Below are 16,437 nucleotides of genomic sequence, written 5' to 3' on the forward strand. Positions count from 1 at the left end.
TGCGCCGATGGTACTACTTTACTGTGGAAGAGTAGGTCGCCGCCTTTTTTAAGAACCCTTACTAGATAACTAGTAAGGGTTTTTTGTTTTTTACACCTTTTTAAAAAACCGAAATAACCACGCCTTTATATATTGCTCGCAATCCTCTGAATTGTTTTTAGTATCTTCAAACTTTATTTAATTACATATGGCCATAAATATAGAACTAGAATTAGCCTGGAATTTTGTTAATAATACACATAGAAATATATTCTTAACAGGAAAGGCTGGAACGGGTAAGACAACTTTTTTACATCGCTTAAAAAATGAAGGTCAAAAAAGAATGGTCATTGTTGCACCAACAGGTGTGGCTGCAATTAATGCTAAAGGAGTAACGATTCATTCGTTTTTTCAAATGCCTTTTGGACCTTTATTACCAAATGAAGATTTCAATAATTCGTCTAGTTTTAAAAGAAAATTTAATAAGACTAAAATAAATATTATTAAGTCGCTAGACTTATTAGTGATTGATGAGATTAGTATGGTGCGGGCCGATCTTTTAGATGGCATCGATAAAACATTGCGTCGTTATAAAGATAGAACCAAAGTATTTGGAGGGGTTCAATTATTAATGATTGGTGATCTACAGCAATTATCGCCAGTTATAAAAGAGCAAGAATGGCAGTTATTAAAACCATTTTATAACAATGCTTTTTTCTTTAGTAGCTTAGCTTATCGTGAATCTAATCCTATTGCCATTGAATTAAAACATATCTATAGACAGGAAAATCCTGTTTTTATAGATATTCTGAATGAGATAAGAAATAATAATTTGTCCGTTAAGGCTGCAGAGGAATTAAATAAACGTTTCATCCCTAATTTTAAACCTGGTGATGACGAAGGTTATATTTCATTAACTACTCATAATAATAAGGCAAGGCAAGTTAATTTTGAGAAATTAGAGGAGTTATCAACTAAAACTAGAAAATATAAAGCTGTTGTTGAAGGAAATTTTCCTGAGCATATGTTTCCAAATAATGAACAATTAGAACTCAAAGTTGGGGCTCAAGTGATGTTCATAAAAAATGACAGTACTCCTGAAAAACGTTATTTTAATGGGAAGATAGGAAAGGTTATTCATTTAGATAAGGATGAAGTTGTGGTGCATTGTCCGGATGACGATTACAATATTAATACAAGCTTAGAAACTTGGGAAAATATAAAATATACGGTTGACGCAAAAACGAAAGCGATTTCTGAAGATAAAATTGGAAGTTTTACACAAATTCCGTTGCGTTTAGCTTGGTCCATAACAATTCATAAAAGTCAAGGTTTAACATTTGAAAAGGCAATTATTGATGCACAAGGTGCTTTTGCACATGGACAAACTTATGTGGCCTTAAGCCGTTGTAAATCTTTAGAGGGCTTAGTTCTTAAAAGTAAAATTCACCCCAATCAAATTATTAGTGATAATAACGTTATTGAATTTAATAAGTACGCCGAAGCGCATAGACCAGATGACGCTATTTTATTCGACTCTAAACGCGATTATCAACTTGATTTAATTGCGGAGATATTCAACTTTTATAAATTTTTATATCCTGTTAACCGAATTCTAGATCTGTATTATAGTAATAGAACACGTATTCAAGGCGATTTAGAAACTCCTTTGGTAACACTTAAAGCCTGTATTACTAACTTACTAAAAGTAGGTAATGGTTTTAAAGCGCAACTTAAAACCTTAATAGTTGCCGAAGAGCTACCAGAGAGTAATGAGACGGTTCAGTTACGTTTCAAAAAAGCATTAGATTATTTTACAGAGCAAACGAATACGATTATTGAAACCACTTTAAAACAATGTAATTATAGTACAGATAATAAAACGGTTGAAAAAGATATTGATAAACATCTAGAAACTTTAGATGAATTATTAGCAATTAAACGATCTTACTTTCAAGGATTAGGGAAAGGGTTTTCCACGCATCAGTTTTTAAGCTTACGTGCAAAATCGGTGTTTTCGGCTAAAGAGAAACCAAAGAAAACGCGTAAATCTGTGGTAGATGGAACCACCAATGTGGAACTCTTTGAATTATTACGAGAGCTCAGAAATCAGATTGCAGAAAAAGAGGATTTGGTGCATTATCAAGTTTTTAGTCAAAAATCGCTCTATGCCATGTGTGAAACCTTGCCTGGAAACAAAGCGGAGTTACAAGCCATTCATGGTATGGGAAAGGTTAGAGTTGATAAATATGGTGCTGCCATCCTAAAAGTGATTAAAGAATATTGTGATGAAAATGATATTGAATTTTCGGAGGCGGCCCCAGAATTAATAGAGGATAAGCCAAAAAGAAAAAAAGGAGATACAAAGAAAATATCTCTAGATTTATTTAAAGCAGGTAAATCTATAGATCAAATTGCTTTGGAACGCGAATTAAATAGTAACACTATTTTTGGACACTTAGCGAGTTTTACTGCCACTGGAGAGGTTAAAATTACCGAGCTGATGTCTAAATCTAATTACAAGGACTTATCTAAAATTATTCCGACTAAAACCTTTGAAAATCTTTCAGACTTGAAGCACCAACTTGACGACAAGTATTCTTATGGTGAAATTCGTTTGGTATTAGAAGATTTACAATCAAATAAAAAAGGCTCCAAATAAAATTTGAAGCCTTTTTTTCTTAACGGTTAAGGATTATTCTTTAATAAGTCCTCTAGAAATTACAATCTTTTGAATTTCTGAAGTCCCTTCATAAATCTGAGTAATTTTTGCATCACGCATTAAACGCTCTACGTGGTATTCTTTTACAAATCCATTACCGCCATGTATTTGTACCGCTTCAACGGTATGTTCCATAGCCACCCTACTCGCATAAAGTTTAGCCATAGCACTAGACATATCATAATTATTGCCTTGATCTTTGTCCCAGGCAGCTTTCATAACTAACATTCTTGCAGCTTCGATCTCCGTATGCATATCAGCTAATTTAAAGGCGATAGCTTGGTGGTTACAAATTTCAGTACCAAAAGCTTTACGTTCCTTAGAATATTTTAAAGCCAATTCATAAGCTCCGGCAGCGATACCTAAAGCTTGGGCAGCAATACCAATACGTCCCCCAGAAAGCGTTTTCATAGCAAATCTAAAACCAGACCCGTTAGCACCAATTCTATTTTCCTTAGGCACTTTTACATCATTAAATTGTAAGGTATGTGTATCACTTCCTCTAATACCTAATTTATCTTCTTTTGGCCCAACATCAAATCCTGGAGTTCCTTTTTCAACAATAAAAGCATTAATTCCGTGAGAACCTTTGTGCTTGTCGGTTTGTGCGATAACTAAATAGACATCGGCACGGCCTCCACTTGTAATCCAATTTTTGGTACCGTTTAAGATATAATGATCTCCTTTATCTATTGCTGTAGTGCGTTGTGAAGTGGCATCACTTCCTGCTTCAGGTTCACTTAAGCAAAACGCACCAATAAATTCGCCTGTAGCTAATTTGGTTAAATACTTTTGTTTTTGTTCTTCATTACCATAAGCTTCAAGACCATAACATACTAAAGAGTTATTTACGGAAACTATAACAGAAGCGGAAGCATCAATTTTAGATAATTCTTCCATAATTAAGGCATAAGAAATGGCATCCATTCCACTACCTCCATATTTAGGATCGACCATAACGCCTAAAAATCCTAAATCGCCCATTTTCTTAACTAAACTGTCAGGAAAGGTTTGTGTAGTATCGCGTTCTATAACACCAGGTAATAATTCGGTTTGGGCAAAATCTCGTGCAGCATCACGAATCATTAAATGTTCTTCTGTTAAACTAAAATCCATATTATAATATTGTTAGTGATTTCTTAAAATTTTCAGGTAAAGATAAATTTTTATTGTGGTATTTTCAATAAGTAACACTATTTTTACTGATATGATAAAATCTACTTATAATATTATTGGTGTTATGTCAGGTACCTCCTTAGATGGGATTGATTTGGCATATATAACTTTTGAAAAAAAGGACAATTGGAAATTTAAAATTCATACCGCTGAAACGGTGAGATACTCAATAGATTGGAAAACACAACTCCGTGAATTAGTGCATTTGTCACCACAGAAATTAGTCGCCATTGATCATTTGTATTCCACATATTTAGCTGAAGTTATTTCAAGCTTTATTAATAAGCATCAGTTAGCAGCTATAGATTTTGTGGCTTCACACGGTCACACGGCGCTACACCAACCCGCAAATGGGAGTACATATCAGATAGGAAACTTACAAGAATTGGCAGATGGTCTTCAAAGAAAAGTGATTTGTGATTTTAGAGTTCAAGATGTGAATTATGGAGGGCAAGGCGCACCCTTAGTGCCTATTGGCGATCGCTTACTTTTTTCGGAGTACGATTATTGTGTGAATTTAGGAGGTTTTGCAAATATTTCTTTTGAAAATAATGCCGAACGTATAGCCTTTGACATTTGCCCTGTAAATATTGTATTAAATCATTATGTGGCCTGTAGGGATTTAGAATATGACGATGGAGGAAAACTTGCTGCTTCAGGAGGTGTCAATAAAACGTTACTGGAAGAATTAAATGCTTTATCGTTTTATAAAGAAACCCCACCAAAGTCTCTTGGGTTAGAATGGGTTCAAAGGACTATTTTCCCTTTAATAGATCGTTATCAACTTCCACTAGAAGATCTTTTATGTACGTTCACAGCCCATATTTCAAATCAAATCTTCGCTGTAATTAAGGATTCTAAAGCTAAAGTTTTAATGACAGGAGGTGGAGTTTACAACCATTTTTTAATGGACTGTATTAGGAAAGCACTGCCAGGACAATTGGAAATTCCCTCAGATGCTATAGTAGAATTTAAGGAAGCTTTAATTTTTGGCTTTCTTGGTGTCTTAAAAGATCGAGAAGAAATTAACTGTTTAAAAAGTGTAACGGGGGCCTCAAAAGATCATGCTTCCGGAAAAATATTAATTCCTAATAATTAAAGTTATTTCTTAATAACTTCGATTGTTTTTTATATTTGTTACCGCATACTAAACTTACTTAAATTGATAAAAGAATTACTTCAGAAATACGAAAATAAGTCTCCAGAAATCGTATTTCATTGGAACGACCCCGAAACAGACGCCGAAGGTTGGACGGTTATTAACTCATTACGAGGTGGAGCAGCAGGTGGTGGAACACGAATGCGTAAAGGACTAGACCAAAATGAAGTGCTTTCCTTAGCTAAAACCATGGAAGTTAAATTTACCGTTTCTGGTCCGGCTATTGGTGGGGCTAAATCTGGAATTAACTTTGACCCTCAAGATCCAAGAAAAACAGGCGTTTTAGAACGTTGGTATGCCGCAGTATCGCCATTATTAAAAAGTTATTATGGTACAGGAGGTGATCTTAATGTGGATGAAATTCATGAAGTTATTCCAATTACAGAACAAAGTGGGGTATGGCACCCGCAAGAAGGGGTTTTTGAAGGCCACTTTAAACCTTCAATAGCCGATAAAATTAACCGTATCGGTCAGTTAAGGCACGGGGTTATTAAAGTTATAGAAAATGCCAAGTACTCGCCTAATGTGAGTAGAAAATATACGGTAGCAGATATGATTACCGGTTTTGGTGTGGCCATTGCTGCGAAACATTTTTACGATTTACAAAACGATTCTATAAAAGGAAAACGTGTTGTGGTACAAGGTTTCGGAAATGTTGGTGCTGCCGCTGCATTTTATTTTGCTCAAATGGGAGCTAAGATTGTAGGAATTATTGATCGTGATGGAGGTTTAATTAATGAAGAAGGATTTTCTTTTGAAGCCATAACCGATTTATATCTTGCAAAAAATGGAAATACATTGGTAGCAGAAGATTGTATTCCTTTTAATGAAATTAATGATAAAATTTGGGCCTTAAATGCTGAAGTGTTTGCACCTTGTGCGGCTTCAAGATTAGTGACCCAAAGTCAAATAGATCAGATGATCGCTTCCGGTTTAGAAGTAATTACCTGTGGGGCCAATGTGCCTTTCGCAGATAAAGAAATTTTCTTCGGACCTATTATGGAACATACCGATCAAAGAATTAGCTTAATACCCGATTTTATTTCCAACTGTGGTATGGCAAGGGTTTTCGCCTATTTTATGGAACGTAAAGTGCAAATGACAGACGAAGATATTTTTAACGATACGTCTAATACCATTAGAAAAGCACTTCAAGAGGTCTATGAGACTAACCCGAACAAAACGGGAATTAGCGAAACCGCTTTTGAAATTGCTCTAAGACAACTCATCTAATCTTTTTTTATTACTACTTATGGAAACAGTTATAATTCTGGTATTCGTTTTCGGATACTTAGCAATTACTTTAGAGCACAACCTTAAAATCGATAAATTAATCCCTGCTTTAGTCATGATGGCTATAAGTTGGGCTTTAATTTCCTTGGGTATCGATGACTTTACGCAATGGTTTGATTCTGGAAAGCACGCCCTGATGGATAACTTCGGATTGCTTCAGCATGAAGAAAAGTTACATCTCATGGAAGAAACACTTCTTCATCATTTAGGGAAAACCGCAGAGATATTAGTGTTCCTTTTAGGCGCTATGACTATTGTAGAGATTATTGATTATTTCGATGGCTTTTCAACAATAAAAAATGCCGTTAAATTTAATAGTAGAAAAAAATTACTATGGATGTTTTCTATCCTAGCGTTTTTACTTTCTGCGATTATCGATAACCTTACGGCTACAATTGTTTTAATTTCTATACTTCAGAAAATCGTTAAGAATAGAGATATTAGAATTTGGTATGCCGGTTTAATTATTATTGCCGCTAATGCGGGTGGAGCGTGGTCACCTATTGGAGATGTTACCACAACTATGTTATGGATTGGAAATAAAGTTTCTTCAGGGAAATTATTCCTCTATTTATTTATTCCTTCTTTATTATGTATGGTGGTTCCTACCTTTATCGCCTCTCTGTTAGCACCTTTTAAAGGGGACTTAGAATTACAAAAAGCAGATAATAAAGTGAGAAGTAAATTTAGTTCTACCATGTTATTTTTAGGACTCGGTGCCATTGTATTTGTACCAGTCTTTAAAGTTGTAACCCATTTACCACCGTATGTAGGGATGATGTTTTCTCTTGGTGTGGTGGCTATATTTGCAGAAGTATATAGCAATTCAAAATTTGCAATTACGGAAGTTGTTTCTGAAGAACACTCAGCAGGAGCTAACCACAGTCCGGTGCATTACTCTTTATCTAAGATTGAATTGCCAAGTATTTTATTTTTCTTAGGAATTTTAATGGCTGTTGCTGCGTTAGAATCTTTAGGGATTTTATTCGGTTTTGCTAATTCATTACAAGAGACCATGCCTATGTTAGGTACAGAATTTCATCATGAAGGTGTTTCTGATTTGGTGGTTTTATTGTTAGGTGTTGGGTCAGCTGTAATAGATAATGTACCTTTAGTGGCCGCAAGTTTAGGAATGTTCTCAGAACCATTAGATAATGAGCTATGGCATTTTATCGCCTATTCCGCAGGAACAGGAGGAAGCATGTTAATTATAGGATCTGCAGCAGGGGTTGTTGCTATGGGAATGGAAAAGATTGATTTCTTTTGGTACCTTAAGAAAATATCCTGGTTGGCTTTTGTTGGATTTATTGCAGGAGCCGCTGCTTTTATGGTGACGAGATCTATTTTCTAAGTCACCTTTAAAATTGAAATAATAGATATACTTAAGTGCGAAACTTAACGTTATAAGAACAAGAATTTAAAAATTAAATTTATTAGTATGAGTTTACTAAGTGCTATTCAAGATGAAGTCGATGTTTTAGCTGACGGAGAATCTGTAGAAAAAACATTGTCAATTATAGAACTTATTTCCAGTGGAGGAACCTCTGGAATGGTGATTATCATTATCCTGTTTGTATTGTTAATCGTGGCCACTTATATTTATTTTGAAAGAATATTTGCCATTAAAGCAGCCTCGAAAGTGGATTCTAACTTTATGAATCAAATTAAAGACCATGTGAGTAACGGCAAAATTGACTCGGCTCAAATGCTTTGTGCACAACAAAATTCACCAGTCTCTAGATTAATAGCAAAAGGTATTACCAGAATTGGGAAGCCTTTAGAAGATATTAATACAGCAATTGAAAATGCAGGACGTTTAGAAATCTATAATTTAGAAAAAAACGTCAGTGTATTAGCAACAATTTCTGGTGTCGCTCCAATGATTGGATTTTTAGGAACCGTAGTGGGGATGATTATTTCAATTTTTGAATTGGCTAATGCAGGAGGTACCATTCAAATGGATGTCTTAGCAAGTGGATTATATACGGCAATGACCACTACCGTAGCGGGTCTAATTGTTGGGATTGTAGCCTATGTAACCTATAATCATATCGTGGTAAAAACAAACAAAGTGGTTTACCAAATGGAAGCGAATTCAGTAGAATTCTTAGATCACTTAAATGAACCTATCTAATTTATGAATATTAGAGGACGAAATAAAGTAACACCAGAATTCAATATGGCTTCAATGACCGATATTGTTTTCTTGCTACTCATCTTTTTTATGATTGCGTCAACTTTGGTAACGACCAGCGCTATTGATATTGTTTTACCTAAAGCAAGTGGTAAAACGGAGAACAAAAAATCAACAGCGGTTAGTATCAAAAAAGACCTAACTTATTATATCGATGAGAAACGTGTTGGGGAAAGTGTTTTAGAAACGCAATTGATTTCTATAATGGCAAACCAAGATGCACCAACCATAGTACTAAGAGCAGAGAAATCTGTTCCCGTAGAAAATGTGGTAAAGGTGATGGATATTGCAAACCGAAATAAATTCAAAGTTATTTTAGCTGTACAACCTAATTAGAGCCTTTAGAGGTTCCTTTAAGAAGAAGGTATAGCATCAACCCCATTTAGAACGAGAACAGTGAAATATTTAGAGACCAAACACCAACGTAATTCCGCAAAAATCACAGCGCTTATCGCTTTGATACTTCTTTTGTTGTTATTTGTGGTAGGGCCTCAATATATGGATCCGCCAGAAGAATACGGGGTAGCCGTTAATTTTGGGACTACCGATTTTGGAAGTGGCAGCCAACCACTAAGTGAACCTAAGAAGGCTGTAGAAGAACAGGTTGTAGAAGAAAGTGCTGTTGAAGAATCCGTTCCAGAAGAAACTCAAGTTGAAGCAGCTGAAGCGAGTGCAAAGGCTGAAGAGGTGATGACAGCAGATAATGCTGAAGCACTAGCGATGAAAAAGCAAAAGGAAGCTGAGGAAAAGGCTAAAGCGGCAGAAGCGAAAGCGAAGGCAGAAGCTAAAGCGGCAGCAGAAAAGATAGAACGTGAAAAACGTGAAGCTGAAGAGCAAAAGCGTCGTGAAGAGGCTGAAAAGAAAAAGAAACTAGACAACCTTATTGGTGGCGTTAAAAATGCTGAAGGTACTACCGATGGTGGTGAAGGGCCAGATAGTAAAGGCGGTAATAAAGGACAACTTGATGGTGATCCTTATGCTACGAGTTACTTTGGTGGTTCAGGACCTGGAAAAGGAGGCATTGGTTATGGTTTAGGTGGGCGTGGTACACCATCTCGAGAAATCTTTGCACAAGATTGTAATGAATACGGATTGGTTGTAGTACGTATTGAAGTGAATAGACAGGGTAAAGTGGTTAGTGCTACGCCTGGAATTAAAGGGTCTACTAATACTCACCCTTGTTTGCTAGAACCAGCAAAGAAAATCGCTTTGTCTCATAAATGGCCTGCAGATAATGATGCCCCAAGCACTCAAGTGGGATTTGTGAGTATTAATTTTGATGTGGGGCAATAAGTCATGAATTATCAAGAAACCGTACAATGGATGTTCCAACAACTTCCAATGTATCAGCAAAAAGGTGTTTCTGCTTTTAAGAAAGACCTTAGCAATACGCTTCAATTAGCCGCGTATTTAAATCATCCTGAAAACCAATTCAAATCTATACATGTTGGCGGAACCAATGGTAAGGGATCTACGAGCCATATGTTGGCCTCAGTTTTGCAAGAAGCAGGGTATAAAGTAGGCTTGTATACCTCCCCACATTTAAAAGATTTTAGAGAGCGTATTAGAATTAATGGTGAGGTTATTTCTGAAGCTTTTGTTGTTGAGTTTATCAACAGTAATCGTAGCTTTTTTGAGGCCAATCAGTTATCGTTTTTTGAAATGACCGTAGGGATGGCTTTTGATTACTTTGCTAAAGAAGCCGTAGATATTTCTATAATTGAAGTGGGCTTAGGGGGGCGTTTAGATTCTACTAATATTATTACCCCAGAATTATCCATTATAACCAATATTGGCTTAGATCATACGCAAATACTAGGAAATAGCCTACCTGAGATTGCTACCGAAAAGGCAGGGATTATAAAAGAGAATGTTCCTGTAGTAATTGGGGAAACGCATCCTGCCACACAAGCTATTTTTAAGACCAAAGCCGCAGCGACAAATTCAGATATTTATTTTGCTGATCAATTAATAACTAAGGTTGTAGACAGCGATTTAAAAGGCGCTTACCAAGTTCATAATAAAAAAACAGTCCTTCAGTCCTTAGTGGTTCTTAAAGAACGAGGCTATCATGTTTCAGAAGCCTGCCTTGAAAAAGGTTTAGGTAATGTTACTGCCAATACCGGTTTGCAAGGACGATGGCAGATATTAGGGCAAAAGCCTAAAGTTGTTTGCGATACCGCACATAATAAAGAAGGATTAACTTATGTGGTACAGCAATTAGAAGAAGAAGTTTATTACGCGCTTCATATTGTTTTCGGTGCTGTAAATGATAAAGATTTAGACAGTGTAATGGCTGTATTACCTCGTAAGGCGCGATATTATTTTTGTAAACCTAATGTTCCTCGTGGTCTCGAAGCCGAGGCATTAAAAAATATTTTTATAAAAAATGGTTTTAATGGGGAAGCTTATAATAGTGTTGGTGAGGCCTTAAATAATGCAAAATCAGAGGCTAAGGTTGACGATCTCATTTATGTTGGAGGCAGTACATTTGTAGTAGCTGAAATAATTTAATTTTTTTTAGTAAAAATGTTTTGTAATGTCGAAAACTAGAGTATCTTTGCAGTCCTAATAAATAGGGCGACTAGCTCAGTTGGTTCAGAGCACTTGGTTTACACCCAAGGGGTCAGGGGTTCGAATCCCTTGTCGCCCACAAAAGTTCACGAAAAGTGAGCTTTTTTTATACGAAACTTCATTTATTAGGGCGACTAGCTCAGTTGGTTCAGAGCACTTGGTTTACACCCAAGGGGTCAGGGGTTCGAATCCCTTGTCGCCCACAAAAAGTTCACAGCAATGTGGACTTTTTTTTATGCCTTTATTTTAGGTAATCTCCTTTGTAAAATGGCTGTATCTATTTCTTCAGTTCGAAGACGAAGTATGGAATGTTGGGGATCTAAAAAGTATTCTATATTATTATGAACGGGACTTAAAGTGAAAATTGGCAAAGCCATGGCTTTAAAAGCCGGCGCTTCGTTCATCGATGGTGAAACTTATATACAAGCAGGTATAGGTATACTCACTCGTAATTGGTAATCTCTAATTTTCTTTTTGAAGGCCTGTTATGGAAATGAGCAAATATTTGATTTAATGCCATTAAACTGTTTTTAGGGTTTATAATACATTTAGCTATACAAATAATGTAGAACTAAAAATTATATAAATCATGAAAGTACAAGCTTATTTATCATTCAACGGAAATTGTCAGGAAGCCTTAAAATTTTACAGTGAATTATTTGATGCTGAGATTACAAACAGGCAAACTTATGAAGACAAAAAAATAGATGTACCCTCATCGTATAGAGATAGATTACAACATGCCGAATTAAAAGGCAAGAATGTTCATTTTATGGCTTATGATGTATCACCAGATACACCATTAAATAGTGGGAATCAAGTACAGATGAGTGTCGAGGTTTCTAGTGAAGCTGAAGGGCTGTCGTTGTTTGAGGCCTTGTCTAATGGTGGACAAATTCATCATAATTATCGTGAAAGAGAATGGGGCTTCTTCGGACGTTGTACAGACAAATTCGGAATTGGATGGATGGTAAATTATAATGCCTAAAACCTATAAAACTTAATCATAAAAAAAAGCCTTTTGAAGTTAACTTCAAAAGGCTTTTTTTATGCATCTATTATATAAAGCATCTTAAGTTCGTGGATCCTTTTTAAATACTCTAATAAAGTTAAACATCAACGCACATAATAAAACCCAAATGAATCCGGCTATAAACCCACCTACAATATCTGAAGGAAAGTGAACACCTAGATAAATACGACTGATGCCTATGCTTAAAATGAGAAAAATCATCAAGGTTATCACCACTAATTTAAGAGCCGCATGAATATTGAATCGGTAAAAAAGGTAGATTAAGAACCCGTAAAAGGCCATTGCCGTCATGGCATGTCCGCTAGGGTAACTTAAAGTTTCTACAGTAACAAGATGTTCTAAATCGGGTCTAGATCTATTAATAACGTTTTTTAAAATGATATTAGAACTTAAGGCTAATACGAGAACCACACTTAACTGGATTACATATTGCCAGTTTTTAAAAATTAATAAGAAGGCTACATTGCTTAATAAAAACACCACTAAGTATCCATAAACGTCCCCAACATTAGTAACAAACATAAAATACTTGGTAAGACTAGGGTGACGGAAGGTGAGGATGTAATTGGTCGTATTGGTATCAAATTCCGATAAGGTTGTTGTTTTTAAATTCTCAGTGAGTTCGATAAACAAATTAATACTTCCTATAACAAGCAAAATGGTTACTACCGAAATAATAACATAAGGCAATTGCTCATTTTGTTTCTTAAATAATCCTGATAATAATTGTCTCGACTTATCAATTATTATTTTTATTTCATTTTGCATGATTTTATAAAAGCTTGTTCAAACAGTTTATGATTTAAAAATACAGTGTATTTATGGGAATATATAATGTTTAATAAGAATAAACGATAAGATTTTAAATTGTTTTATTCCAACGGGAATTATCTAAAGACACTGCTTCCTATATAATATCTAAAATACGTTCTAAAGCCATACCTCTAGAGCCTTTAATTAAGACCGAAGCCTGACTTAAATCTAAAGTTTTTAAATGGCTCTTAAGCGCATCAAACGACGCGTATTTATGAATGTAATCTTCTGTTTCTGTTTTTTTGAAATTCTCACCTATAATATAGATCTGTTGATCTTTAAAATGATGCTGTAAGAAATCGACAATAGCTTGATGTTCTTTAGCGGCATCAGCCCCTAATTCAAACATATCGCCTAGAAATAAAAATTTATGTTCGGCGGACAATTGTTTAAAGTTTTGTAAGGCTGCAATCATACTAGTTGGGTTAGCATTGTAAGCATCTAAAATAATCTCTGTTTGATCTTTTATAATAATTTCCGATCGGTTATTATCAGGTTTGTATTGGGCAATGGCTCGCTGTATGGCTTGTGGTTCAATTTTAAAATATTGACCAATAGCTACGGCTACGGCAATATTTCCGTAGTTATAATCGCCAATCAGTTGGCTGTGTAATTCAGTGGCCTTGTAATGTAAAGATACATGGGGTTTGGCGTCTTTAAATGATATGACACAATCATTTTCTGGGGCTGTTCCGAAGGTGCTCACTTTTGAGTAAGACCCCACTTGAGAAACTTGCTTAGGGTCTTCTGTATTTATAAAAATCGTTTTATTGTGAGATTTTAAATATTCATATAGTTCAGACTTGGCTTTAACTACGCCTTCAACACTACCAAAACCTTCCAAATGGGCTTTGCCAAAATTGGTGATTAATCCATAATCGGGTTCGGCAATACGACAGAGAAATGCAATTTCTTCAAGGTGATTTGCACCCATTTCTACAATTCCAAAATCCAAATCCTTAGTAAAACTTAATAGGGTGAGGGGAACACCGATATGGTTATTTAAATTACCGCGAGTGGCTTTAACCTTATAAGTTGTTTTTAAGACAGCATTAATAAGTTCTTTTGTTGTTGTTTTTCCGTTGCTTCCTGTTAAAGAAATAATGGGAATGTCAATTTTTTTTCTATGGTGGTTTGCGAGATCTTGAAGGGTTTGTAAGCAATCTTTAACCAAAATACAGTTAGGGGTAATGACGGCATCGTCTTCATCTACAAGGCAAAATTTAGCGCCGCCATCAAAGGCTTGTTGTACAAATGTATTGCCATTAAAATTATCACCTTTTAAGGCGACATAAAAACAATCTTCTGAAAGTTTTCTTGTATCGGTAGATACCGTAGTACAAGTTTTAAATTTATCGTAGATATCTGCTATGGTCATAGTGTAACGGTATAAGCTCTGTGTTTATGAGATTAAAGTTTTTGGCTATAAAGCGTAGGGTAATGGAATTAGCGCAACGCTATAGAATAAGCCTAAAAATAAAAAAGTCCTGATATAAATATCAGGACTTTTTTTAAATAATTTAATTATTTTTTAGTTACGTCGTTTTCCAGCTTGTTCACTTTTAGAACCTACTCTAGAAACCGCACATCTAAATCCAATATAGTCTGTAGCCATATCTTGTGGGAAGTAACGTCTTTGTGCTGGGTCAATCCAGTACGCTCTATCTCTCCAAGATCCACCTTTATAAACTCTAACTTCGTCATTAATTAACGACGTTCTGTTATTAGACTGATCGTATTCTCTTACCATTGTTCCTTCTGTAGTATCAACTTCTACACGGTGCTTTGGTGAGTTGTACATTTTACTTGTACTTGTTTTAGAACCTTCAGTTTCATCAAAACTTTCTCTGTAATAACGAGAAGAACGCTTGTCTCCATCTCTAAAGTTTCTGTTATCACTCTGGCTGAAGTTTGTTCTTAAATAAGTTTCTTCTTCATCGATTGGCACTTTTGCAATTTCACCTGGTAAATCTCTAGCGACAATTTTACCATTACTTAAGGTATCGTAAACAATTTCGTCTACAGTTACAATTTTCACAGTTCCATCTTCATTAATCGCATTCTTAGAATAAACGTTTCCTCTATAGTAGTTAAAATCGTTAAACTCATCATCTACTATTGGTCTGTAAACATCAGCTACCCATTCAGCAACGTTACCAGCCATATCATATAATCCGTAATCGTTAGGTGCATATGTTTTTACTTCAGCAGTAATATCAGCACCATCATCAGACCAACCTGCAATTCCACCGTAATCACCTTTTCCTTGCTTAAAGTTAGCCATTTGATCTCCACGGTTTACACGTTGTCCAGATCTTGTATACTGTCCATCCCATGGGTATTTTTTACGACCTCTATAAACGTTGTACTGACGTAATTCGCTCATACCTAAAGCAGCATATTCCCATTCTGCTTCAGTAGGAAGTCTAAACTTAACCGGGATTAAACCAGATTCTCTGTTTGCATATACATTAATAGGATTTCCTTCTGCATCGGTTTGTTGTCTACGTTGTCCTCCTTCTAAAACTTCAGTGTTACCACCATAAGTTTGAGACGGCGCATTAATATACGTATCCGTACTAAATGTACTTTCTGCACTTACATCAGTGTACTGTGCATCTCTCTTTATGTAACCAGCTTCTTGTAATGATAATTCTGCAACACGGTCTGTTCTCCAGTTTGCGTATTCAACAGCTTGAATCCAACTTACACCAACTACAGGATAATTTGCATAACCTGGGTGACGTAAATAGTTTTCTGTCATCATTTCATTATAACCTAAACGATTTCTCCATACCAAAGTATCCGGAAGCGCTCCTTTATAAATTAAAGCAAAATTTGGATCATCTGGTGGGTAAACATTCTTTAAATAATCTAAATAAAACAAATAGTTTACATTGGTAACTTCTGTTTCATCCATGTAAAAGGACTGAATATGTTGTTGGTTCGGAGTGTTGTTCCAATCGTGCATTGGATCATCCTGTACCTTACCCATTGTAAAAGTCCCACCTTCAACAAACGCTGTTCCTGGAGGGGTTTCTTGTTCTTTAAATTGTGTATTGTACTGAAAACCACCTTGTTTGTCGTTGATTTTCCAGCCTGTGGCACTATCGACATTGCCAGAATTAGAAGAACGATTACAACTTACAATCGAAGCGCAAAGCGTTACTGCTATTAAAAATTTTAGGGTTGAGACATTTTTCATATCCATACGTTTAAGTAAGCTCGTTTAATTTTAGAGTCGCAATATAACAATTAAAGGTAAACTGACAACTTTTTTTTTCGTCTAAATGTAAAAAAGAGTGCATTTCATCCTTTTTTTTGAACACAACGTCGGATTTTTTTCAATTTAACGTTGTATTTTGCCTTTTAATAACGAGAACAGAAATAATTTATTGTTGTATTTTTGAAATAAAAATTATCAGACCATACTATCAGGCTTTCAATAACGTTATTGAGTTGTCAACGAATGGGTTTGCTAGTCTTCTTTAATA

13 protein-coding genes and 2 tRNA genes are annotated in these 16,437 nt (G+C 35.4%); 11 read left to right on the top strand and 4 right to left on the bottom strand.

Features of this window, described 5'->3' with window-relative positions; translation table 11 throughout:
• Positions 1-187 precede the first annotated feature (187 nt).
• Entirely contained in the window at positions 188-2,641 is a 2,454-nt protein-coding gene (locus DFQ08_RS14690; protein ID WP_114310808.1) for a helix-turn-helix domain-containing protein, read from the top strand.
• A 33-nt stretch (positions 2,642-2,674) separates the two neighbouring features.
• On the opposite strand, the gene DFQ08_RS14695 is transcribed toward DFQ08_RS14690, so the two are convergent.
• Entirely contained in the window at positions 2,675-3,817 is a 1,143-nt protein-coding gene (locus tag DFQ08_RS14695; protein WP_114310809.1) for an acyl-CoA dehydrogenase, read from the bottom strand.
• Positions 3,818-3,908: 91 nt separating this feature from the next.
• Between DFQ08_RS14695 and DFQ08_RS14700 the strand changes: the two genes are divergently transcribed.
• The 10 genes from DFQ08_RS14700 (at position 3,909) to DFQ08_RS14745 (ending at position 12,085) form a co-directional block, all read left to right on the top strand.
• Positions 3,909-4,976: an anhydro-N-acetylmuramic acid kinase gene (locus DFQ08_RS14700; protein WP_114310810.1), complete on the top strand. Its 1,068-nt coding sequence runs from the start codon at positions 3,909-3,911 to the stop codon at positions 4,974-4,976.
• A 66-nt stretch (positions 4,977-5,042) separates the two neighbouring features.
• Entirely contained in the window at positions 5,043-6,269 is a 1,227-nt protein-coding gene (locus tag DFQ08_RS14705; RefSeq protein ID WP_114310952.1) for a Glu/Leu/Phe/Val dehydrogenase dimerization domain-containing protein, read from the top strand.
• 19 nt (positions 6,270-6,288) lie between these two features.
• Entirely contained in the window at positions 6,289-7,680 is a 1,392-nt protein-coding gene (gene nhaD, locus DFQ08_RS14710; protein ID WP_114310811.1) for a sodium:proton antiporter NhaD, read from the top strand.
• A gap of 87 nt (positions 7,681-7,767) precedes the next feature.
• A complete protein-coding gene (locus DFQ08_RS14715) occupies positions 7,768-8,463 on the top strand; it encodes a MotA/TolQ/ExbB proton channel family protein (RefSeq protein ID WP_114310812.1) in 696 nt (231 codons plus the stop codon).
• 3 nt (positions 8,464-8,466) lie between these two features.
• A complete protein-coding gene (locus DFQ08_RS14720; protein ID WP_114310813.1) occupies positions 8,467-8,859 on the top strand; it encodes an ExbD/TolR family protein in 393 nt (130 codons plus the stop codon).
• Positions 8,860-8,919: 60 nt separating this feature from the next.
• Positions 8,920-9,816 carry an energy transducer TonB gene (locus DFQ08_RS14725; RefSeq protein ID WP_114310814.1) on the top strand — a complete coding sequence of 299 codons (897 nt, stop codon included), beginning with the start codon at positions 8,920-8,922 and terminating at the stop codon, positions 9,814-9,816.
• Between the two features lie 3 nt (positions 9,817-9,819).
• Positions 9,820-11,037, top strand: a complete 1,218-nt coding sequence (locus DFQ08_RS14730; protein ID WP_114310815.1) for a bifunctional folylpolyglutamate synthase/dihydrofolate synthase — start codon at positions 9,820-9,822, stop codon at positions 11,035-11,037.
• A 64-nt stretch (positions 11,038-11,101) separates the two neighbouring features.
• Positions 11,102-11,176: transfer RNA gene (locus DFQ08_RS14735), tRNA-Val, on the top strand.
• A gap of 49 nt (positions 11,177-11,225) precedes the next feature.
• Positions 11,226-11,300, top strand: a tRNA-Val gene (locus DFQ08_RS14740).
• A gap of 386 nt (positions 11,301-11,686) precedes the next feature.
• The gene (locus tag DFQ08_RS14745; RefSeq protein ID WP_114310816.1) at positions 11,687-12,085 is read left to right on the top strand and encodes a VOC family protein; all 399 of its coding nucleotides are present in this window, start codon (positions 11,687-11,689) and stop codon (positions 12,083-12,085) included.
• Positions 12,086-12,169: 84 nt separating this feature from the next.
• Here the strand turns inward: DFQ08_RS14745 and DFQ08_RS14750 are convergent, their stop codons facing one another.
• The 3 genes from DFQ08_RS14750 to gldJ all read right to left on the bottom strand — a co-directional run bounded on the left by DFQ08_RS14750 (position 12,170) and on the right by gldJ (position 16,154).
• Positions 12,170-12,898: a phosphatase PAP2 family protein gene (locus tag DFQ08_RS14750; protein ID WP_114310817.1), complete on the bottom strand. Its 729-nt coding sequence runs from the start codon at positions 12,896-12,898 to the stop codon at positions 12,170-12,172.
• 139 nt (positions 12,899-13,037) lie between these two features.
• A complete protein-coding gene (locus tag DFQ08_RS14755; RefSeq protein ID WP_114310818.1) occupies positions 13,038-14,321 on the bottom strand; it encodes a UDP-N-acetylmuramoyl-tripeptide--D-alanyl-D-alanine ligase in 1,284 nt (427 codons plus the stop codon).
• A gap of 153 nt (positions 14,322-14,474) precedes the next feature.
• The gene (gene gldJ / locus DFQ08_RS14760) at positions 14,475-16,154 is read right to left on the bottom strand and encodes a gliding motility lipoprotein GldJ (protein ID WP_114310819.1); all 1,680 of its coding nucleotides are present in this window, start codon (positions 16,152-16,154) and stop codon (positions 14,475-14,477) included.
• Between the last annotated feature and the right edge of the window lie 283 nt (positions 16,155-16,437).

The sequence above is a fragment of the Winogradskyella arenosi genome (assembly GCF_003337305.1).
In the GTDB taxonomy this organism is placed as follows: domain Bacteria; phylum Bacteroidota; class Bacteroidia; order Flavobacteriales; family Flavobacteriaceae; genus Winogradskyella; species Winogradskyella arenosi.